The organism is Herbaspirillum sp., assembly GCF_017744395.1.
In the GTDB taxonomy this organism is placed as follows: Bacteria; Pseudomonadota; Gammaproteobacteria; order Burkholderiales; family Burkholderiaceae_D; genus Herbaspirillum.
Genome location: NZ_JAGIBI010000003.1, coordinates 784674 through 804081 on the forward strand (window position 1 = coordinate 784674; position 19408 = coordinate 804081).

Consider the following 19408-nt stretch of genomic DNA (forward strand, 5'->3'; position numbering starts at 1 on the left):
TAGCATTAATTTTTTTGCCGGCAGCGTTGGGTGAGGGAGGGGCGAACGATACCTGTCGGGAGGCGGCTTGCCCTTGCCAACAAAAAAGACGGCGTGTCAGTGTTTTGTCAGCATTTCGCGCCGGCTTGCCTTTATATTTCAAAGGCCCGCGGCAGCATGCCTGCGCCATCAACCGGCATGGCTCGGGGTGCGGCCGCGGCCCATTTGCCATCATCTGCTTCATGAAAAGTCAAAGAACATGGGATCGGAAGATTTTGCGCAGCTCGTTGGGGAGCTTTATGACGGGGTGACCGATCCGCAGGGCTGGGCCAAAGTGCTGTGCCGATTGGCCGCCTATGCCGATTCGGATGCGGCTTCCATCATGCTCTGGCGCCGGGAGGACAGCATGGCGCTGATCGGCGAGTATGCCGGCTTGCCGGACCAGTTGCTGATCGATTATCGCGAGCACTATGACAAGGAAGATCCCGGACGATACTTTGGCGACAAGGTGAAGCGCGGCGAGTGGTACCTGGACGAGCGTGAGCTGGGTTTGCCCTTCATCCGGAAGTCTTCGTTTTACCAGGACTTCCTCAAGCGTTACGAATTGGATTCGACCATGGTCACGCCGATGCTCAAGGGCGTGCATATCGATGGCTTCCTCTCCCTCAGCGCCCGGGCCGGCAAGCGAGACCAGGCTGCTGTCGTGCGCAGGCTGGCGCCGTTGCTGCCGCACCTTGAGCGCGCCAGCGCATTGCGTGTGCGGCTGCTGGGCGTGGCGCAGCAACAGGAACTGAGCGCCCTCGTCCTCGACAGGATCAATTTCCCCTTGCTGGTCGTGACGTACGACAAGAAAGTGCTGCTGGCCAATGCGCTTGGCCAGCAATGGCTTGCCTTGCCGGGCAATCCGATGTCGGCCTCCTCGCCGTTCTCCAGCCACTTCACCGGCTTGCTGAAGACCGCAACCGGTTTGAACGGCACCCGGCGGGCTGCGGGTTTCATCATGCCGCTTGCGGATGGCTCCCGGCAGTTTGTCAATGCGGTCCCGCTATCTTTGCCGGTCGATGGCTGGGGAGACATCATGCCGCAGGCATTGGTATGGATCCACAGTTCGGATGGCGAAAACCGTAGTAGCGATGACATCCTTAAGCACCTGTTCCACCTGACCCCTGGCGAGATTCGTGTGCTTCAGCAACTAATGAATGGGGGCAGCGTCAAGGAGATCAGCGCGGTGCTGGAGATTTCCGAGTCCACGACCCGTACCCATCTGAAAGCCATCTTTTCAAAAATGAACGTAAGCCGGCAAGCGGAGTTGCAGCGCTTGTTGAATCGCCTCAACGTGGTCATTTAGCCTGTTCGCCGCTTTCCGGATACAGGTGCCCGGTCAGCCGGCCCGGACCATTTCCAGCATGGCGCGGGTCAATGCGCTGCCGGCATCGGCCGCCACATCGATGATGCTCAGGTGGTGCGCGCCGGGCGCCTCGGCGATGGCCGCCTCATGCTCGGACTGGCGCAGGCAGGCCGCGTAGGTATCCCGCTGGCGCCGGAATTCGTCGGATTCGAGGCCGCCCGCGCAGAGTAGCGTTTTCACGCCGGGCGGCGGCAGCCGCAAGAGCGGGCTGGCCTGGATGGCGTCGCCCGGCGACAGGTGCAGCAGCTCATTGAGGTAGCTCAGCCGGATCGGCTCCAGGTCGTAGATGCCGCTGATGCCGCACACCCCCTTGACCGGCGCCGGCCCCAGCGCGGCGATCAGCGCCGCCAGGTGGCCGCCGGCCGAATGGCCCATCAGCCAGATCGCATCCGCATCGAAGCCCAGGGCGCCGGCCCTGGCATGCAGGTGCATCAGCGCCGTGGCGCAGTCGATGGCGATGGCGTCCATCCGCACCTGCGGCGCCATCCGGTAATTGATCAGCGCGACGTTGATGCCGGCCTGCAGGTAGGGCAGGGCGAGGTGGCTGAACTGGTGCTTGTCCAGCGAGCGCCAGTAGCCGCCGTGGATGAACAGCAGCAGCGGCTGGCCGTTGGCGGCGGCGGGGAAGAAATCGAAAGTTTGTAGCGGATCGTCGCCGTAAGGCACGTCGGCCAGATGCGGATGGGCGCTGCGCGCCGTCAGGGCTTGCTGCGCGAAGCGGTCGAAGTAATCCTGGAAGTCGGGAATGCCCAGCCTGACGTTGTATTGCCGGTCCAGCGCATCGCGGGTGTATCCGCGGTAGATGTGCATGTCGTTTCCCGGTGCGGTCGTTTCCATTGTTTTCATTCGGCGAAGTGCTCGGAGATGAAGCCGCGCAGCCACTGGTTGCCCTCGTCCTGATTGTAGCGGCGATGCCAGAAGATATTGGTCTGCAGCGACGGCAGGCGCAGCGGCGGCCTGACGTAGTGCAAGCCGAACGGCGCGGCGGCGCTTTCGGCCAGCTTGCGCGGCACCGTCACCACCAGGTCGGTGGTGCTGACGATATACGGCACGGCGGTGAAGTGCGGCACGCGGAAACGCACGCTGGGCAATACCCCGGCCTTTTCCAGGTTCTGGTTGATGCGGTCGTAGGGGCTTTCCAGCGACGACACCATCAGGTGCTCGGCCGCCAGGAATTCCCTGAGCGTAATGTCGTCCTTGCCGTCCAGCGCATGGCCGATGCGGAACATGCTGACATAGTTCTGGCGGAACAGCCGGCGCTGGTAGAGCGCGCCGGAGACGTTGTCGAAGGCGCCGATGGCCAGGTCCACCCGGCCGGATTCCATTTCGCTCTTGAGGTCGATGGCGCCGGCGCGCACGGTGCTGATGCGCACCCCCGGCGCCAGGCGGCCGCAGGTTTCGATCAGCGCCGGCATGAAATAGACCTCGCCGACGTCGGTCATGGCGATGGTGAAATGGCGCTGGCTGGATTGCGGCGCGAAGCCTTCCTGCAGGTTGAGCGCGCGCGAGACTTGCTGCAGCGCGGCAGCCACCGGCTCGGCCAGGTGTTCGGCGAACGGCGTGGGCTGCATGCCTTGCGCGGTGCGCACGAACAGTTCGTCGCCAAAGCTGCGCCGCAGGCGCGCCAGCGCGTTGCTGACGGCCGGCTGCGACAGCCCCAGGCGGCGCGCCACGGAAGAGATCTGGCGCTCCTGGAACACTTCCTGGAAGACCACCAGCAGGTTGAGGTCGATATCGCGGGGTTCGATCATGCGCAGCCGTACCCTTTATTCATAAAATCAATGGATCACATTCCGGCATTTATATCGTAAAAGAAAGTCGCTTGCACTACAGTGTCGACAAAATAAAAACAATCAACGATGCCTTGCATGCGATTGTTGCCGGCGGCCACGCCAATCCGCACACGCATGCCAAGCCGGATCCATAAAGAGAAGAGAGGAGCAGAACCATGAGTTCTCAAGCAAGGGGCGCCGCGCCCACGGTGAATGTCGACCAGGTGGTGGAGCAGGGGCGCTTCGGCGCGTTTCAATTCGGCTTGCTGCTGCTGTGCGGCCTGTGCCTGATCGTCGACGGTTTCGATGTGCAGGCCATGGGCTACGTGGCGCCGGCCATCATCGGCGACTGGGGCGTGAGTAAAGCCAGCCTGGGCCCGGTGTTCGGCGCCGGCCTGTTCGGCATGCTGCTGGGCTCGCTGGTGTTGACGCCGGTGGGCGACCGCTACGGCCGGCGTCCGGTGCTGATCGTTTCCACTTTGTTCTTCGCCGTGTGCATGCTGGCCACGACCCAGGTCACCACGATCAACCAGTTGCTGGTGCTGCGTTTCATCACAGGTTTCGGCCTGGGCAGCATCATGCCCAACGCGATGGCGCTGGTGGGTGAATTCAGCCCGTCTTCCTCGCGCGTGACGCGCATGATGCTGGTCTCCTGCGGCTTCACCGTGGGCGCCGCCGCCGGCGGCTTCGTCAGCGCCGCGCTGATCCCGGCCTACGGCTGGCACTCGGTATTCTGGGTGGGCGGCGCGGTGCCGCTGCTGCTGGGCATCGCCATGCTGTTCTGGCTGCCGGAGTCGATCCAGTTCCTGGTATTGCGCCGCCGCCCGCAGGCCAAGGCCGCGCGCTGGCTGCGCAAGCTGGACCCGTCGATCGCGGTCGACGCCTCGACCCGCATCGTGGTCAAGGAAGCCAAGGCCGACGGCATGCCGGTGGCCGAGCTGTTCCGCGAAGGCCGCACCGGCATCACATTGTTGCTGTGGCTGATCAGCTTCATGAACCTGATCAACCTGTATTTCCTGTCCAACTGGCTGCCCACGCTGATCCACGACGCCGGCTATCCGACCGGCATGGCGGTGCTGATCGGCACTTCGCTGCAGGTGGGCGGCGTGGTCGGTACACTGACATTGGGCTGGTTCATCAACCGCTACGGCTTCACCAAGGTGCTGGGCTGCTGCTTCGTGGCCGCCTGCGTGGCCATCGCGCTGATCGGCAAGGTGGCGGCGGTGCCGGCCTTCTTGTTCATCGCCGTGGTGGTGGCCGGCTTTTGCATCGTCGGCGGGCAGCCGGCCGTCAATGCGCTGGCCGGCACCTACTATCCGACCGCGCTGCGTTCGACCGGCATCGGCTGGGCGCTGGGCATCGGCCGCATCGGCTCGGTCGTGGGCCCGGTGATCGGCGGCCAGTTGATCGCCATGCAGTGGAGCAACGCCTCGCTGTTCGTCGCGGCCGCCGTGCCGGCGCTGATCTCGGCATTGACGGTGGCGCGCCTGCACCGCGTGCGCTGAAATGATTGAAGGAGAAAACGCATGAACGCCATCGCAGCATCGCACCTGGCGCCGGCCGGCTACCTGTCCGGTTTCGGCAACGAGTTCGCCACCGAAGCCCTGCCGGGAGCCTTGCCGGCGCACCAGAACTCGCCGCAGCAGGTCGCCTACGGCCTGTATGCCGAGCAGGTGTCCGGCACCGCCTTCACGGCGCCGCGCGGCCACAACCGCCGCTCGTGGCTGTACCGCATCCGCCCGGCTGCGGTGCACGAGGCGTTCGTGCAGATCGACGGCGGCAAGCTGCTGAGCCATTTCGACGGCGTGCCCACGCCGCCCAACCAGATGCGCTGGGACCCGCAACCGATGCCCGCGGCGCCGACCGATTTCATCGACGGCATGGTGACCATGGCCGGCAACGGTTCGCCGGAGGCGCAGAGCGGTTGCGCCATCCACATCTATGCGGCCAACCAGCCGATGACCGACCGCTTCTTCTATTCGGCCGACGGCGAACTGCTGATCGTGCCGCAGGCCGGCCGCCTGCAGTTGTTGACGGAAATGGGCGTGATCGATGTCGAGCCGCAGGAGATCGCCGTGATCCCGCGCGGCGTGCGCTTCCAGGTGCGCCTGCCGGACGGCCAGGCCAGCGGCTACATCTGCGAGAACTTCGGCGCCTTGCTGCGCCTGCCCGACCTCGGCCCGCTGGGCTCCAACGGCTTGGCCAACCCACGCGACTTCCTCACGCCGCAAGCCTGGTATGAAGACCGCGAAGGCGATTTCCGCCTGGTCGCCAAGTTCGGCGGCAACCTGTGGGAAGCGAAGATCGGCCATTCGCCGCTGGATGTGGTGGCCTGGCACGGCAACTACGCGCCGTACAAATACGACCTGCGGCATTTCAACACCATCGGCTCGATCAGCTACGACCATCCCGATCCGTCGATCTTCCTGGTGCTGCAGTCGCAAAGCGATACGCCGGGCGTGGACACGATCGACTTCGTGATCTTCCCGCCGCGCTGGCTGGCGGCCGAGCATACCTTCCGCCCGCCCTGGTTCCACCGCAACGTGGCCAGCGAATTCATGGGCCTGGTGACCGGCGAATACGATGCCAAGGCCGGCGGCTTTGTCCCCGGCGGCGCCAGCCTGCATAATTGCATGAGCGGCCACGGCCCCGACGCCGCGACCTTCGAGAAGGCCAGCCGCGCCGACACCAGCAAGCCCAACAAGGTCGACAGCACCATGGCCTTCATGTTCGAGACGCGCAACATCATTCGTCCCACCCGCTATGCGCTGGAGTCGCCGACATTGCAACGCGATTACCAGAACTGCTGGCTGGGCATCCAGAAGAACTTCAACCCGGAGCAAGCATGAGCCAGCCCACTCAACGACTGAACGAAACCCACGACACCGAACTGCGCAGCTGGGTGGAAAGCGCCAATGCGGACGGCTGTCCGTTCCCGATCCAGAACCTGCCGTACGGCGTGTTCCGCCGCGCCGGCAGCGATGAAGCCTTCCGCGCCGGCGTGGCCATCGGCGACCAGATCCTCGATCTGCAGGCGGCGCATGCTGCCAGCGCCTTTTCCGGTTTCGACGAGCTGGCGCGCAAGGCCGCGCATGCCGCCGCCGAAGGTTCCACGCTCAACGCGCTGATGGCGCTGGATGCGGCGGCCTGGTCCGAGCTGCGGCTGGCGCTGTCGCATGTGCTGCGCACCGGCTCGGCGCACGAGACCGAACTGGCCGCCTGCCTTGTGCCGCAAGCGCAGGCCGAGTACGCCTTGCCGGCGGCCATCGGCGACTACACCGATTTCTATACCTCGATCCACCACGCCACCGCGGTGGGCAAGCTGTTCCGTCCCGACAACCCGCTGCTGCCCAATTACAAGTGGGTGCCGATCGGCTACCACGGCCGCGTCTCTTCCATCGCCGTCTCCGGCCAGCAGTTCCGCCGCCCGGTCGGGCAGACCAAGGCGCCGGATGCCGAGGCGCCGTCGTTCGGCCCGTGCAAGCGCTTGGATTACGAGCTGGAAGTCGGCATCTACATCGGCGGCGGCAATGCCCTGGGCGAACCGGTGCCGATGGAACAGGCCGAGGACAAGATATTCGGCCTGTGCCTGTTGAACGACTGGTCGGCGCGCGACGTGCAGGCCTGGGAATACCAGCCGCTGGGGCCGTTCCTGTCCAAGAGCTTCGCCTCCACCGTCTCGCCCTGGATCGTCACGCTGGAAGCGCTGGCGCCTTATCGCTGCGCCTGGACGCGCGCGGCCGGCGATCCGCAGCCGCTGCCCTATCTCGATTCGGCGGCGCTGCGCGAGAGCGGCGCCATCGACCTGCAACTGGAAGTGCTGATCCAGACCCGCGCCATGCGTGAAGCGGGGCAGCCGCCGCAGCGGCTGTCGTTGTCGAACTTCCGCGATTCGTACTGGAGCGTGTCGCAACTGGTGGCGCACCATACCGTCAACGGCTGCAACCTGCGTCCCGGCGATTTCCTCGGTTCGGGCACCCAATCCGGCCCGCAGCCGGATCAGGCCGGATCGCTGCTGGAACTGACCGCCGGCGGCAAGCAGGCGATCGTGCTGCCGGGGGGCGAGAAGCGCATTTTCATCGAGGATGGGGATACCATTGTCATGCGCGCGGTGGCGCAACGAGACGGCCTGCCGCGCATCGGTTTCGGCGAAGTCGCCGGAACCGTGCTGCCGGCGCGCAGTCTGCCTTGATTCCGGCAAGACGTTTCCTGAAGGAAGGATGAGCAATGACTACCCTGTACGGATACTTTCGCAGTTCGGCGTCTTACCGCGTGCGCATCGCCCTGAACCTGAAGGGTTTGCCTTACGACACGGCGCCGGTGCACCTGCTCAACCAGGGCGGCGAGCAGTTCCTGCCGGCCTTCGCGGAGATGAATCCGCATTCGCTGGTGCCGGTGCTGGAACATGACGGCCACCAGATGACGCAATCGCTGGCGATGCTGGAATACCTGGAAGAACGCTTCCCGATGCCCTCGCTGCTGCCGGGCGATGTGGCGCAGCGCGCGCGTATCCGCGAGCTGTCGCTGGCCATCGCCTGCGAGATCCACCCGCTGAACAACTTGCGCGTGCTGCGTTATCTCAAGCATGAGCTGCGCGTGGATGACGACCAGAAGAACGAATGGGTCCGGCACTGGATCGCCCTCGGCTTCGCCGCGCTGGAAAAGCAACTGGCCGCGGACAAGGCGCGTGGCCATTTCTGCGTGGGCGACATGCCCACCATGGCCGATTGCTGCCTGGTGCCGCAGATGTTCAATGCGCGCCGCTTCGAGCTCGACATGCGGCCCTATCCGACGCTGTGCGCCATCGAGGATGCCTGTAATGCCTTGCCTGCTTTCCAGCAGGCGCATCCGTCGCGGCAACCGGACGCGGCCTGACGCCAGGCGCGGGCAGGGCGGGGGCTTATTGCGGCCGGCGCGGCGCCAGCAGGTTGCCGGTCATCACCAGCACCGCTTCATCGTGCTGGTTGTAGGTGGTCACGCGGTGGTAGAGGAAGCCCTGCAGCGGCTTGGACTGGGAAAGCTTGATGCCCAGCACTTCCGCTTCCAGCCGCAGCACATCGCCCGGCCGGGTCGGGCGCGGCCAGCGGAATTCCTCGAAGCCGGCGCCGATCAGCCCGCCGTGGACGGGCAGCGTATCGACCAGCATGCGCATGGTCAGCCCGGCGGTATGCCAGCCGCTGGCGGCCAGGCCGCGGAAGAAGGACTGTTGCGCGGCGGCTTCATCCAGGTGGAACGGCTGGGGATCGAATTGCCCGGCGAATTGCTTGATTTCCTCGGCCGTCACAGCCACGCCGCCTGGGTGGCGGAAGATTTGTCCTACCTCGAAGTCTTCGAGGAACATCGGTTCTTTCATGGCGCCTCCCGTTTTGCTTCGGATATAATCCCATTATCATTGCAAAATGATAGTGACTGATGATAGCGGAAAAAGGGCTGTGAAGAACAGGCCATGAGGGGCTGATATGGAACGCAAGAGTTTTGGCAACATGCAATGCCCGGTGGCGCGCACGCTCGAACGCGTGGGCGAGTGGTGGAGCATCCTGATCCTGCGCGATGCGCTGCACGGACTGACGCGCTTCGACCAGTTCCAGAAAAGCCTGGACATCGCCCCCAACATCCTCACGCGCCGCCTGCACAGCCTGGTCGAAGCCGGCATGCTGGAGCGCCGCCAGTACAGCGAGCGTCCGCCGCGTTTCGAGTATGTGCTGACCGACCTCGGCCGCGATTTCCGCACCATCCTCATCGCGCTCAATGCCTGGGGCAACAAGCATTTCGCGCCGGAAGGCCCGAGCGTGATGCTGGTCGATGCCAACACCGGCAAGGAGGTCGACCTGGCGCTGGTGGACCGCAAGACCGGCCGTGAAATCAATTCACGCGATTACGCCCTCGTGCCCGGCCCGCAGGCGGACGGCGCCACACGCGAGCGCCTGGCGCTGATCGCGCACCGCCGCGAAGCCGCCAACGAAGCCGTTGATGAAGCGCCGCCGGCCAAGCCGGTCAAGGCGAAGAAGGTCGCCGCGTCGGCCAAGGCCGCGAAGGCTGGCAAGCGCGCCTGAGCGGCTTGCCAGCGGCGCAACGCAAGCTCTCCCGTTTTTCAAAGGATGGCCTTGACAGCCATTGGTTTGAAAAATATGATGCATACACATCGATGTATATGCATTAAATTGATCGGCGCCAACATGCCCGATCAGCCCCGCCTGAGGATTCCCGATGAGCAACGACATCTGCACCTGCTCCCCGCTGCGCCGCCTGACGCGCAAGATCACGGTCATCTACGACCACCATCTGCAGCCCAACGCGCTCACCATCACCCAGTACTCGCTGCTCAGCCGCATCGGCCGCGGCGGGCCGATCGCCAACATCGCCCTGGCCACCGACATGGGCATGGACCGCAGCACCCTGAGCCGGGCGCTCAAGCCGCTGACCGCCGCGGGATGGGTGGAGACGGTCGATCTGCCGGAAGAGGCGCATCTGGACAAGCGCTCCTTCGCGCTGCAACTGACCGCGGCCGGCCGCAAGAAGCTTGACGAGGCGCGCCCCAACTGGCGCCGCGCCCAGGACGAGATCGACCGCCAGCTCGGCCCCAGGCTGGCAGGCGAACTGACCGAGATCATCAACGACGCCTACGGCAAGCTGCAGGACGTATAGCGACAGCTGCCGAAACCAGGACGGACTTCCGCCAACCCACCTCCCGAAAAAGAATGCAATGAACAAGCTCACCCAATCGTTCGCCAATGCCGTCACGCCGCGCTTCCATTACGCCTGGATCGTGGTCGGCGTGATCTTCCTCGTGCTGCTGTGCTCGGCCGGCATCCGCGCCACGCCCTCGGTCATGATCCTGCCGCTGGAACAGGAGTTCGGCTGGAACCGCTCCACCATCTCCGTGGTGATCTCGGTCAACATCGCGCTGTACGGCCTGATCGGCCCGTTCTCGGCCGCCGCCATGCAGCGCTTCGGCATCCGCTGCGTGGTGCTGGGCGCGCTGCTGCTGCTGGCCAGCGGTACCGCGCTGTCGACGCTGATGCAGATGCCTTGGCACATGCTGTTGTCCTGGGGCTTGCTGGTCGGCGCCGGCACCGGCGTGGCCGCCAATACGCTGGGCGCCACCATCGTCAGCCGCTGGTTCGAAGCCCGGCGCGGCCTGGCCATGGGTTTGCTGACCGCCAGCGCGGCTACCGGGCAGATGGTGTTCCTGCCGCTGATGGCGGCGATGGTGGGGTCTTACGGCTGGCGTTCGGTGGCGTTCCTGGTGTCGGCGGTGGCGTTGCTGGCGATCCCGCTGGTGTGGCTGCTGCTGCCGGAAAGCCCGGCCGCGATCGGTCAGAAGATGTTCGGCCAGACCGCTGATGTCAAGGAAGAGGCCGCCAGCAAGAAGAACCCGCTGGCGATCGCCTTCGACGCGCTGCGCAGCTCGGTGCGCATGCCCGATTTCTGGCTGCTGTTCTTCAGCTTCTTCGTCTGCGGCCTGTCGACCAACGGCTATATCGGCACCCAGTTCATCGCCATGTGCAACGACTACGGCATCAACGAGGTCGGCGGCGCTTCCATCCTGGCGGCGATGGGTATGCTGGACCTGGTCGGCACCACGCTGTCGGGCTGGTTGTCGGACCGCTACAACCCGCGCGTGCTGCTGTTCTGGTACTACGGCCTGCGCGGCGTGGCGCTGATCTTCCTGCCTTACGCCTTCGGCCTGCAGTACTACGGTTTGGCCATCTTCGCCATCTTCTACGGCCTGGACTGGATCGCCACCGTGCCGCCCACCGTGCGCCTGGCCAACGACGTGTTCGGCCGCCTGGCGGCGCCCATTGTGTTCGGCTGGATCGTCGCCGGCCACCAGCTGGGCGCGGCTACCGCCACCACGCTGGCGGGCTACCTGCGCGCCACGCTGGGTAACTACACCTTGTCGTCGATCATGATGGGCGTGGCTTGCCTGATCGGCGCGGTGATGGTGTTGCGCATCAAGGGGCAGAAGGCGACGGCGGTGCCGGCTGCGGCCTGACGCATCGATTCAGTTTTCCGATGTGGAAAAAGCCGGCGGATGCCGGCTTTTTCATTGCGAGAGAGCAGGTCGCTTCCTTTGGTAACGCTACCAGCGGCGATGCTAGAATGCCCGCATGTCACAGAATGTCCCTCCTTCCCATCCCGATTCCAACGACGACAGCACCGAGCCGCGCCGGCGCGCCAGCCGCAAGAGCGCTGGCGGCATTACGCTGCGCGACGTGGCGCAATTGGCCGGGGTGGCGCCGATCACCGCTTCGCGCGCGCTGAACACGCCTTCGGCGGTGTCGCCCAAGGTGCTGCAGAAGGTCAAGGATGCGGTGGAGCGTACCGGCTACGTGCCCAACCTGCTGGCCGGCGGCCTGGCCTCGAACAAGAGCCGGCTGGTGGCGGTGGTGGTGCCGACCGTGATCGGCCCGGTATTCCAGGAGATCGTCCACACGCTCACTGAATCGCTGGCCGCGGCCGGCTACCAGGTGATGCTGGGGCAGAGCGGCTATGAGAATTCGCGCGAGGATGCGCTGCTCGAAGCCATCATCGGCCGTCGTCCCGACGGCGTGGTGCTGACCGGCATCATGCGTTCGGCCGAGGCCCGCAAGCGCCTGCTGGCCAGCGGCATCCCGGTGGTCGAGACCTGGGACCTGACGCCCACGCCGATCGACATGCTGGTCGGTTTTTCGCACGACGATATCGGCCGCGAAGTGGCGCGCTACCTGCACGGCGCCGGACGGCGCATGGCGGTGGCGGTGGGTGGACGCGACGAGCGCAGCCAGCGCCGCATGAATGCTTTCGCCAAGGAAGCCGCTACGCTCGGCATGACGGCCGGCGGTGCGCCGATGGCGATGCACCATGTGAGCGCGCCGACCACGCTGGGCCAGGGCCGCAAGGGGCTGGCCGACCTGCTGGAGCGCCAGCCGGACATGGATGCCATCTTCTGCAGTTCCGACCTGCTGGCGCTGGGCGTGATGATCGAAGCCCAGAGCCGCGGCATCCGCATTCCCGAACAACTGGCCGTGGTCGGCTTCGGCGACCTCGAATTCTCGCGCGACCTGCAGCCGCAACTGACCACGGTGCGCATCGACGGCACCGGCATCGGCCAGCGCGCGGCAAAGTTCATCATCGACCGCGCCGCCGGGCTGGAGATCGCCGAACCGATCGTCGATATCGGCTTTTCCATCATCAAGCGGCAAAGCGCCTGAGGGCGCGGCCGGCCTTCTCCCATTTCCATCCGATGCCTGAAATCAACAGTTGACACCGATATTTGGTACCGCTACCATCATTCAAAATTAATTTGGTAGCGCTACCAAATATAAAAAAGAAACATCGCCGAAATACGCCGCCGCCGCGGCGCCACCAACAGGAGTCCAGCATGAGCAGCACCCAAGCCGCATCCGCCGTCCACGGCGCCCCCAAGATCGTCGACATGCGCGTCATCCCCGTCGCCGGGCACGACAGCATGCTGCTCAACCTGTCCGGCGCGCACGGGCCGTATTTCACCCGCAACATCGTCATCCTGACCGACAGCGCCGGCCGCACCGGCGTGGGGGAAGTGCCGGGCGGCGAAGGCATCCGCCAGACGCTGGAGGATGCGCGCACGCTGGTGGTGGGCCAGGCCATCGGCAACTACCAGGCGATTCTGAACCGCGCGCGCACCGCGTTCGCCGGCCGCGACAGCGGCGGCCGCGGCTTGCAGACGTTCGACCTGCGCATCGCCATCCATGCGGTCACCGCGCTGGAGGCGGCGCTGCTCGACCTGCTCGGCCAGTTCCTGGAAGTGCCGGTGGCGGCATTGCTGGGCGAGGGCCAGCAGCGCGATGAAGTGGAGATGCTAGGCTACCTGTTCTACGTGGCCGACCGCAAGAAGACCGAGCTGCCGTACCTCTCGGCCGAAGGCGAGGGCGACGACTGGCTGCGCCTGCGCCATGAAGAAGCGACCACGCCGCAAGCTGTCGTGCGTCTGGCCGAGGCCGCTTTTCAGCGCTACGGCTTCAACGATTTCAAGCTCAAGGGCGGCGTCATGCGCGGCGAGGAAGAGATCGAGGCCGTGACCGCATTGGCCGAACGTTTCCCCCATGCGCGCATCACGCTCGATCCCAACGGCGGCTGGCTGCTGAAAGATGCGATCCGCCTGTGCCGCGACCAGCACGACGTGCTGGCCTACGCCGAAGACCCGTGCGGCGCCGAGGACGGCTATTCCGGCCGCGAGGTGATGGCCGAATTCCGTCGCGCCACCGGCTTGCAGACCGCCACCAACATGGTCGCCACCGACTGGCGCCAGATGGGCCATGCGATCTCGCTGCAGTCGGTCGACATCCCGCTGGCCGACCCGCACTTCTGGACCATGCAGGGTTCGGTGCGCGTGGCGCAGATGTGCCACGAGTGGGGCCTGACCTGGGGTTCGCACTCCAACAACCACTTCGACATCTCGCTGGCGATGTTCACCCACGTGGCCGCCGCCGCGCCCGGCAAGATCACCGCCATCGACACCCACTGGATCTGGCAGGACGGCCAGCGCCTGACCCGGGATCCGCTGCAGATCGTCGGCGGTAAGGTGAAGGTGCCGGCCAAGCCGGGCCTGGGCATCGAGGTCGACATGGCGCAGATCGAAGCGGCGCACCAGACCTACCGCAACATGGGCCTGGGCGCGCGCGACGACGCGGTGGCCATGCAGTACCTGATTCCCGGCTGGAAGTTCGACAACAAGAAGCCCTGCCTGGTGCGCTGAACGCCGGCGGCAAGGCTGGAAAAAAGAACGGCAGCAGAAGCACAAGAAAAAACAAAAACACAGGCAATACCGGTTTTTCCATCAACGCGTAATACCGAGTCCTGAAAGAGGAGACACACTCGTGAATACATCCGCAACGCCGGCCGGCGCTCCCGAACCGGCCAATCTCACGCTCACCGCCGCGGTGGGCAAGATCAAGTGGCGCATCCTGCCCCTGTTCGTGGTGATGTTCATCGTCAACTACATCGACCGCGTCAATATCGGTTTCGTGCGCGCCCATCTCGCCGCCGATCTCGGCATCGGCGCGGCCGCCTTCGGGCTGGGCGCCGGGCTGTTCTTCGTCGGCTACGCCGTGTTCGAAGTGCCGTCCAACATATTGCTGCAGCGCTACGGCGCCAAGGCCTGGCTGACCCGCATCATGTTCACCTGGGGCCTTGTGGCGGCATGCATGGCGTTCGTGCAGAGCGAAAGCAGCTTCTACTTCATGCGCTTCCTGCTCGGCGTGGCCGAGGCCGGTTTCTTCCCGGGCGTGGTGTATTACTTCACGCAGTGGCTGCCCAACCATGAGCGCGGCCGCGCGATGGCGGTGTTCCTTTCCGGTTCGGCGATCGCCTCCATCCTGTCGGGGCCGATCACCGGCGCCTTGCTGCTGATCGAAGGCGGCGGCCTGCGTGGCTGGCAATGGATGTTCCTGATCGAAGGCGGCGCCTCGATGGCGCTGTGCTTCGTGGTGTGGTTCCTGCTCGATTCGGCCCCGCGCGACGCCAAATGGCTCACGCCCGAACAGCGCCAGGCGCTGGTCGCCGTCATCGATGCCGAGCAGGAGCAGCGCGCCGCCAGCCGTCCGGCGCACGTCTCCGCCTTCACGCTGCTGCGCGACCCGCAGATCGTGCTGTTCTGCTTCATCTACTTCGCCATCCAGCTGACCATCTACGGCGCGACCTTCTGGCTGCCGACCATCATCAAGAAAATGGGGCATTTCAACGACTTCCAGGTCGGCTTGTTCAATTCCATTCCCTGGATCGTCTCGATCGCCGCGATGTATGCGTTCGCGGTGCTGGCGGGGCGCTTCAGGAAGCAGCAGTTCTGGGTCGCCCTGACGCTGCTGATCTCGGCGGTGGGGATGGCGGTGTCGGCCCGCAGCGGCCCGGTGGTCGGCTTCGTCGCGGTGTGCTTTGCCGGCATCGGTTTCAAGGCGGCATCCTCGCTGTTCTGGCCGATACCTCAGGGGTATCTCGACGGCCGCATCGCCGCCGCCGTACTGGCGCTGATCAATTCGCTGGGTAACCTGGGCGGCTTCTTCGCGCCGGCCACCTTCGGCTACCTGGAGCAGAAGACCGGTTCCATCCAGGGCGGCCTGTATGCGCTGTCGATCGCCTCGGTGGCGGCCGCGGTGCTGGTGTTCCTGGCCCGCACCAGGCCGGCGCCGCAAGGCGGCAGCGGCAGCGCCGGCGGCAGTCCGGCCGTCCCGGGCGATGCCAAGGCGCGCATGAAGCTGCCGGCATGACCCGGTCCTGATACAGGTTTTTCTCCGAGGCCTTCCTCGTTTGCGCTCCGCGCGTTCCGCTTGCCGGCGGATGCCGGGGCGCTTTTCTTTCGCGCCTCCGCCCCCATTTATTTCCCGTTGCCGCCGCCGATGCAACAGCAAGACGCGGGCGGCAAACCTATAATGGCATTCTGCGGTTGGCCATGGTGGACAACCAGGAGGCGCTTGCCGGATTGTCATGCGGCAAGAACGATGGCGACAATGCAATGGAAACCCTGTACCACCTGATCGAGCAATACGGATTGCTCATCGTCTTCTTCAATGTGCTGGTCGAGCAGCTGGGCGCGCCCGTGCCCGCCTATCCCACCTTGATCATCACCGGCGCGCTGGCGCACAGCGGGCAGTATCCGGCCGCCTTGCTGCTGGCGCTGGCGGTGCTGGCCGCATTGATCGCCGATTACTTCTGGTACCTGGCCGGCCGGCGCTACGGCCGCCAGATCATGTCGCGCCTGTGCCGCATCTCGCTGTCGCCGGATTCCTGCGTGCGCCAGACCGAGTCGATTTACCTGCGCTGGGGCGCGCGTTCGCTGCTGGCGGCCAAGTTCATCCCCGGTTTCGCCTCGATCGCCAGCGCCTTGTCCGGCACCATGGGCACGCGCCGTTCCAGTTTCCTGCTGTATGACGCCATCGGCAGCGCGCTGTGGGCCGGCTTGGGCATCTTCCTCGGTTCGCTGTTCAGCTCGGCGGTGGACGACTTGCTGAACGTGCTGGCGCAGCTCGGCCATTACGGCATGCTGCTCATCGGGATCGCATTGGCGGCTTTCATCGCCAACAAGTGGTGGCAGCGCCGTCGCTTCCGCAAGTCGCTGGAAATGGCGCGCATCTCGGTGCAGGAATTGAACAACATGCTGGAGGAGGGCATCGCGCCCACCATCATCGATGTGCGTTCGCCGCTGTCGCAGCAGGACGGCAGGATTCCGGGCGCGGTGACGATGTCCAACCAGGAAATCCAGACCTTCGTCTTCGACGGCCCGATCGAGGATGAGGTGGTGGTGTACTGCGCCTGTCCCAACGAGGCGTCGGCCGCGATGGTGGCGCGCCAGCTGATGCAGCGCGGCTACAAGAAGGTGCGGCCGCTGACCGGCGGCATCGATGCCTGGCGCGCCGCCGGTTACGCGATCGACGTCTGAATCGCGGTACCCTGGCGGATGGTCTTGGTGACCGGCGTCTTCTCGCAGATTTCCGCCAGGCGGGCCAGTTGCTCGGCCGGCAGGGCATTGCCGAAGCTGATCTTGCGGGTGATGGTTTCCAGCCCGCTGTCGTCGCGGCCGAAATGCGCGTCCACCGAAATGCTGCCCAGGTCCCAGCCCTTGCGGTCGGCGTACATGCGCAGCGTCAGCGAGGTGCAGGCCGCCAGCGCCGCCAGCAGCAGTTCGTAAGGCGCCGGGCCGGTATCCTTGCCGCCGTTGTTCTCGGGTTCGTCGGCCTTCAGCTGGTGGTTGCGCGCCTTGATTTCCTGGGCGTAGCCGGCGGTGTTGTGCAGGGTGACGTGGGCCATGTCGGTTCTCCGTGGTGTCGTTTTGAAGGGCGGGGCGCCAGGGTCTGATTGTGTCACATCGCCGGATTCGCTTCCGATTTACGTTCGCCGCCGCATAAGTCCTATGCCGGCCAGGTGCTTAATCGGCCCATAGGCGCTTCCTATAATGGCTGCTCGATTACCCAGGAGACAGCCATGCTGATGGAAGCCAAGCCCGCCCAGCCCCAATCGGGAACCCAGAAAAAATCCGTTTACCAGCCTGACCAGGAAGGCCTGATCTTCCCGCAGGAGCCGGTATTCAACTCGGTCGCCGAAGAGCGACAGCACCGCAAGGAACGGCTGGCCGCGGCCTGCCGCCTGTTCGCCAAGCACGGTTTTTCGTTCGGCTTCGGCGGCCACCTGACGGTGCGCGACCCGGAGCATCCGGACCTGTTCTGGACCAATCCGATGGCCGTGCCGTTCTCGATGGTCAAGGCCTCGATGCTGGTGCTGGTCGACCACGGCGGCCGCGTGGTGGAAGGCAAGTACGCCATCAACCAGGCCGGCTATGTGCTGCACTCGGCCATCCATGAGCAGAACCCCGACATCATCGCTTCCTGCCACGCGCACACCGTGCACGGCGGCGCCTGGGCCGCGTTCGGCCGCCCGCTGTCGCCGGTGACGCAGGATGCCTGCATGTTCTACGGCGACCACGCGGTGCTGGGCGACGGCGCCGGCAAGGTGCCGGTGGCGCAGGAGTCCGGCCATCCGGTGGCGCGCGCGTTCGCCAACAACAAGGCGATCATCCACCAGAACCACGGCTTGCTGGTGGCCAGCCGCCACAGCATCGACGATGCCTGCTGGCACTTCATCGCGCTCGACCACTGCTGCCGCATGCAACTGATGATCGAAGCCGCCAAGGAAATCCGGCCCAAGGAAATCGACGCCAAGTTCGCCGGCTATTCGCGCGAGCACCTAGGCAACGAGTTCATCGGCTGGCTGCACTTCCAGACGCTGTTCGCGGAAATTTCCCACTTGCAGCCCGACCTGTTCGACTAAGGCCGGCCCCTACTACAATCAGGCAACAGGCATTGGCAGGGCGTTCCCGTCTCGGCGGGCGCCCTTGTGGGGCAGGCGCGACAGCCGGGAAACGGCGCAACCCGCTCCAACGATAAAAAACAGCCAACGCCATTCAGGAGACAACCAAGATGACTACCGCATACGACAGCGGCTCGCTGGCGCACGCCGACGGCGCAGACGTTTACAAGAAAGCCTACTGGCGGCTGCTGCCGCTGATCCTCGCCTGCTACCTGGTGGCCTACCTCGACCGCGTCAACGTCGGCTTCGCCAAGCTGCAGATGCTCGACGCGCTGCGTTTCGACGACGCCATCTACGGCCTCGGATCGGGCATCTTCTTCATCGGCTACATGCTCTTCGAGGTGCCGAGCAACATGATCCTGCGCCGCGTCGGCGCCCGTGTCTGGATCGCCCGCATCATGATCACCTGGGGCATCATCTCGGCGGCGATGCTGCTGGTGCGCACGCCAATGCAGTTCTATATCGCGCGCTTCCTGCTGGGTGTGGCCGAGGCAGGTTTCGCGCCGGGCATCATGTACCTGCTGACCCTGTGGTTTCCGGCGCAGCGCCGCGGCCGCGCGATGGCGATCTACGTGATGGGGGCGCCGCTGGCGTTCATCGTCGGCGGCCCGCTGTCGGGATGGATCCTGGATGCGTTCAAGGATGTGCAGCCGCTGCAGGCATGGCAATGGCTGTTCCTGGTGGAGGCGATTCCGGCGCTGGTGCTGGGCGTGGTCGTGTTCTTCTGCATGGCCGACGATTTCCGCAAGGTTTCTTGGCTGACCGCGGCCGAGAAGGAGCGGATCGAGTCCGACCTGCGCGCCGAGAACGCCGGCAAGGTCGAGCACGGCAGCGTGCGCGAATTCCTGGCCAGCCGCCAGTTGTGGGTGTTCGTGCTGATTTATTTCTGCCTGATCATGGGACTGTACGCGGTCGGATTCTGGATGCCTTCGCTGATCAAGCGCGCCGGTGTCGCCGACCCGTTCCAGATCGGCCTGTACTCGGCCATCCCTAATATCGTCGCCGCCATCGCGCTCTACCTGTCGGGCCGCGGCGCCGACATCAGCGGCAAGCGCCGGCTGTATTTCGCCTCCATGCTGACGATCGGCGCCATCGGCCTGGCGCTGGCCATGATCCTCAACGGCGGGCCGGCGGTGACGGTGGCTTGCCTGTCGCTGGCGGCAGCCGGCGTGTACTCCTGCATCAGCCTGTTCTGGGCGCTGCCGACCAGCATGTTCGTCGGCGCCTCGGTGGCGGCGGCGCTGGCCTTCGTCAATTCCTTCGGCAACATCGCCGGCTTCGTGTCGCCTTACCTGGTGGGCTGGCTCAACGTGTCGACCGGGCGTACCGACATCGGCATGTACATCATCGGCGCGATCATGGTGTTCGGCGCGGTGGTGACCATGATGCTGCCCAAGCGGCTGGACAAGTGACGCCGCAGGCATCGACC

At 65.2% G+C, this 19408-nt stretch carries 18 protein-coding genes; 14 read left to right on the forward strand and 4 right to left on the reverse strand.

The genetic code is table 11. From position 1 onward, the window contains the following. The first annotated feature begins 238 nt into the window (after positions 1–238). The gene (locus tag J7548_RS12335) at positions 239–1327 is read left to right on the forward strand and encodes a LuxR C-terminal-related transcriptional regulator (RefSeq protein WP_290974875.1); all 1089 of its coding nucleotides are present in this window, start codon (positions 239–241) and stop codon (positions 1325–1327) included. A 33-nt stretch (positions 1328–1360) separates the two neighbouring features. On the opposite strand, the gene J7548_RS12340 is transcribed toward J7548_RS12335, so the two are convergent. Then, entirely contained in the window at positions 1361–2197 is an 837-nt protein-coding gene (locus tag J7548_RS12340; protein ID WP_290974876.1) for an alpha/beta hydrolase, read from the reverse strand. Between the two features lie 32 nt (positions 2198–2229). After that, complete coding sequence (locus tag J7548_RS12345) at positions 2230–3138, reverse strand: LysR substrate-binding domain-containing protein (RefSeq protein WP_290974877.1); 909 nt, start codon at positions 3136–3138, stop codon at positions 2230–2232. A gap of 197 nt (positions 3139–3335) precedes the next feature. Here J7548_RS12345 and J7548_RS12350 point away from each other — a divergent pair, with 197 nt between their 5' ends. From J7548_RS12350 to maiA, 4 genes are read left to right on the forward strand one after another with little or no spacing between them, the layout of a single operon-like run. Beyond that, the gene (locus J7548_RS12350; RefSeq protein WP_290974878.1) at positions 3336–4664 is read left to right on the forward strand and encodes an MFS transporter; all 1329 of its coding nucleotides are present in this window, start codon (positions 3336–3338) and stop codon (positions 4662–4664) included. Between the two features lie 21 nt (positions 4665–4685). Beyond that, the gene (hmgA, locus tag J7548_RS12355) at positions 4686–6008 is read left to right on the forward strand and encodes a homogentisate 1,2-dioxygenase (RefSeq protein ID WP_290974879.1); all 1323 of its coding nucleotides are present in this window, start codon (positions 4686–4688) and stop codon (positions 6006–6008) included. Continuing rightward, positions 6005–7351, forward strand: a complete 1347-nt coding sequence (gene fahA / locus J7548_RS12360; RefSeq protein WP_290974880.1) for a fumarylacetoacetase — start codon at positions 6005–6007, stop codon at positions 7349–7351. The genes hmgA and fahA overlap by 4 nt, the downstream gene beginning before the upstream one ends. Before the next feature lie 35 nt (positions 7352–7386). Then, positions 7387–8034 carry a maleylacetoacetate isomerase gene (gene maiA / locus J7548_RS12365; protein WP_290974881.1) on the forward strand — a complete coding sequence of 216 codons (648 nt, stop codon included), beginning with the start codon at positions 7387–7389 and terminating at the stop codon, positions 8032–8034. A 25-nt stretch (positions 8035–8059) separates the two neighbouring features. Here maiA and J7548_RS12370 read toward each other — a convergent pair whose 3' ends face one another. Further along, the gene (locus J7548_RS12370) at positions 8060–8512 is read right to left on the reverse strand and encodes a MaoC family dehydratase (RefSeq protein WP_290974882.1); all 453 of its coding nucleotides are present in this window, start codon (positions 8510–8512) and stop codon (positions 8060–8062) included. Positions 8513–8618: 106 nt separating this feature from the next. Here J7548_RS12370 and J7548_RS12375 point away from each other — a divergent pair, with 106 nt between their 5' ends. The 7 genes from J7548_RS12375 (at position 8619) to J7548_RS12405 (ending at position 16555) form a co-directional block, all read left to right on the forward strand. Next, on the forward strand, positions 8619–9212 hold the full coding sequence (locus J7548_RS12375; RefSeq protein ID WP_290974883.1) for a helix-turn-helix domain-containing protein: 594 nt from the start codon (positions 8619–8621) through the stop codon (positions 9210–9212). 154 nt (positions 9213–9366) lie between these two features. After that, positions 9367–9804, forward strand: coding sequence for a MarR family transcriptional regulator (locus J7548_RS12380; protein WP_290974884.1), 438 nt, complete (start codon positions 9367–9369; stop codon positions 9802–9804). Positions 9805–9862: 58 nt separating this feature from the next. Continuing rightward, complete coding sequence (locus J7548_RS12385) at positions 9863–11155, forward strand: MFS transporter (protein WP_290974885.1); 1293 nt, start codon at positions 9863–9865, stop codon at positions 11153–11155. A 115-nt stretch (positions 11156–11270) separates the two neighbouring features. Beyond that, entirely contained in the window at positions 11271–12353 is a 1083-nt protein-coding gene (locus J7548_RS12390) for a LacI family DNA-binding transcriptional regulator (protein ID WP_290974886.1), read from the forward strand. A gap of 170 nt (positions 12354–12523) precedes the next feature. Beyond that, the gene (gene gudD, locus J7548_RS12395; protein WP_290974887.1) at positions 12524–13879 is read left to right on the forward strand and encodes a glucarate dehydratase; all 1356 of its coding nucleotides are present in this window, start codon (positions 12524–12526) and stop codon (positions 13877–13879) included. 121 nt (positions 13880–14000) lie between these two features. Beyond that, positions 14001–15386 carry an MFS transporter gene (locus J7548_RS12400; protein ID WP_290974888.1) on the forward strand — a complete coding sequence of 462 codons (1386 nt, stop codon included), beginning with the start codon at positions 14001–14003 and terminating at the stop codon, positions 15384–15386. Between the two features lie 245 nt (positions 15387–15631). After that, entirely contained in the window at positions 15632–16555 is a 924-nt protein-coding gene (locus J7548_RS12405; protein WP_290974943.1) for a DedA family protein/thiosulfate sulfurtransferase GlpE, read from the forward strand. On the opposite strand, the gene J7548_RS12410 is transcribed toward J7548_RS12405, so the two are convergent. After that, positions 16537–16923: an OsmC family protein gene (locus J7548_RS12410; RefSeq protein ID WP_290974889.1), complete on the reverse strand. Its 387-nt coding sequence runs from the start codon at positions 16921–16923 to the stop codon at positions 16537–16539. The two genes, J7548_RS12405 and J7548_RS12410, sit on opposite strands and share 19 nt — an antisense overlap. Positions 16924–17097: 174 nt before the next feature. Here J7548_RS12410 and J7548_RS12415 point away from each other — a divergent pair, with 174 nt between their 5' ends. Beyond that, positions 17098–17940 carry a class II aldolase/adducin family protein gene (locus J7548_RS12415; protein ID WP_290974890.1) on the forward strand — a complete coding sequence of 281 codons (843 nt, stop codon included), beginning with the start codon at positions 17098–17100 and terminating at the stop codon, positions 17938–17940. A 149-nt stretch (positions 17941–18089) separates the two neighbouring features. Beyond that, positions 18090–19391 (forward strand): MFS transporter, encoded by a 1302-nt coding sequence (locus J7548_RS12420; protein ID WP_290974891.1) that lies wholly within the window; start codon positions 18090–18092, stop codon positions 19389–19391. Positions 19392–19408 lie beyond the last annotated feature (17 nt).

Coding starts and splice junctions, on each gene's coding strand:
- J7548_RS12335 (WP_290974875.1), top strand. CDS start 239: ATGGGATCGGAAGATTTTGCGCAGCTCGTTGGGGAGCTTTATGACGGG.
- J7548_RS12340 (WP_290974876.1), bottom strand. CDS start 2,197: ATGCACATCTACCGCGGATACACCCGCGATGCGCTGGACCGGCAATAC.
- J7548_RS12345 (WP_290974877.1), bottom strand. CDS start 3,138: ATGATCGAACCCCGCGATATCGACCTCAACCTGCTGGTGGTCTTCCAG.
- J7548_RS12350 (WP_290974878.1), top strand. CDS start 3,336: ATGAGTTCTCAAGCAAGGGGCGCCGCGCCCACGGTGAATGTCGACCAG.
- hmgA (WP_290974879.1), top strand. CDS start 4,686: ATGAACGCCATCGCAGCATCGCACCTGGCGCCGGCCGGCTACCTGTCC.
- fahA (WP_290974880.1), top strand. CDS start 6,005: ATGAGCCAGCCCACTCAACGACTGAACGAAACCCACGACACCGAACTG.
- maiA (WP_290974881.1), top strand. CDS start 7,387: ATGACTACCCTGTACGGATACTTTCGCAGTTCGGCGTCTTACCGCGTG.
- J7548_RS12370 (WP_290974882.1), bottom strand. CDS start 8,512: ATGAAAGAACCGATGTTCCTCGAAGACTTCGAGGTAGGACAAATCTTC.
- J7548_RS12375 (WP_290974883.1), top strand. CDS start 8,619: ATGGAACGCAAGAGTTTTGGCAACATGCAATGCCCGGTGGCGCGCACG.
- J7548_RS12380 (WP_290974884.1), top strand. CDS start 9,367: ATGAGCAACGACATCTGCACCTGCTCCCCGCTGCGCCGCCTGACGCGC.
- J7548_RS12385 (WP_290974885.1), top strand. CDS start 9,863: ATGAACAAGCTCACCCAATCGTTCGCCAATGCCGTCACGCCGCGCTTC.
- J7548_RS12390 (WP_290974886.1), top strand. CDS start 11,271: ATGTCACAGAATGTCCCTCCTTCCCATCCCGATTCCAACGACGACAGC.
- gudD (WP_290974887.1), top strand. CDS start 12,524: ATGAGCAGCACCCAAGCCGCATCCGCCGTCCACGGCGCCCCCAAGATC.
- J7548_RS12405 (WP_290974943.1), top strand. CDS start 15,632: ATGGAAACCCTGTACCACCTGATCGAGCAATACGGATTGCTCATCGTC.
- J7548_RS12410 (WP_290974889.1), bottom strand. CDS start 16,923: ATGGCCCACGTCACCCTGCACAACACCGCCGGCTACGCCCAGGAAATC.
- J7548_RS12415 (WP_290974890.1), top strand. CDS start 17,098: ATGCTGATGGAAGCCAAGCCCGCCCAGCCCCAATCGGGAACCCAGAAA.
- J7548_RS12420 (WP_290974891.1), top strand. CDS start 18,090: ATGACTACCGCATACGACAGCGGCTCGCTGGCGCACGCCGACGGCGCA.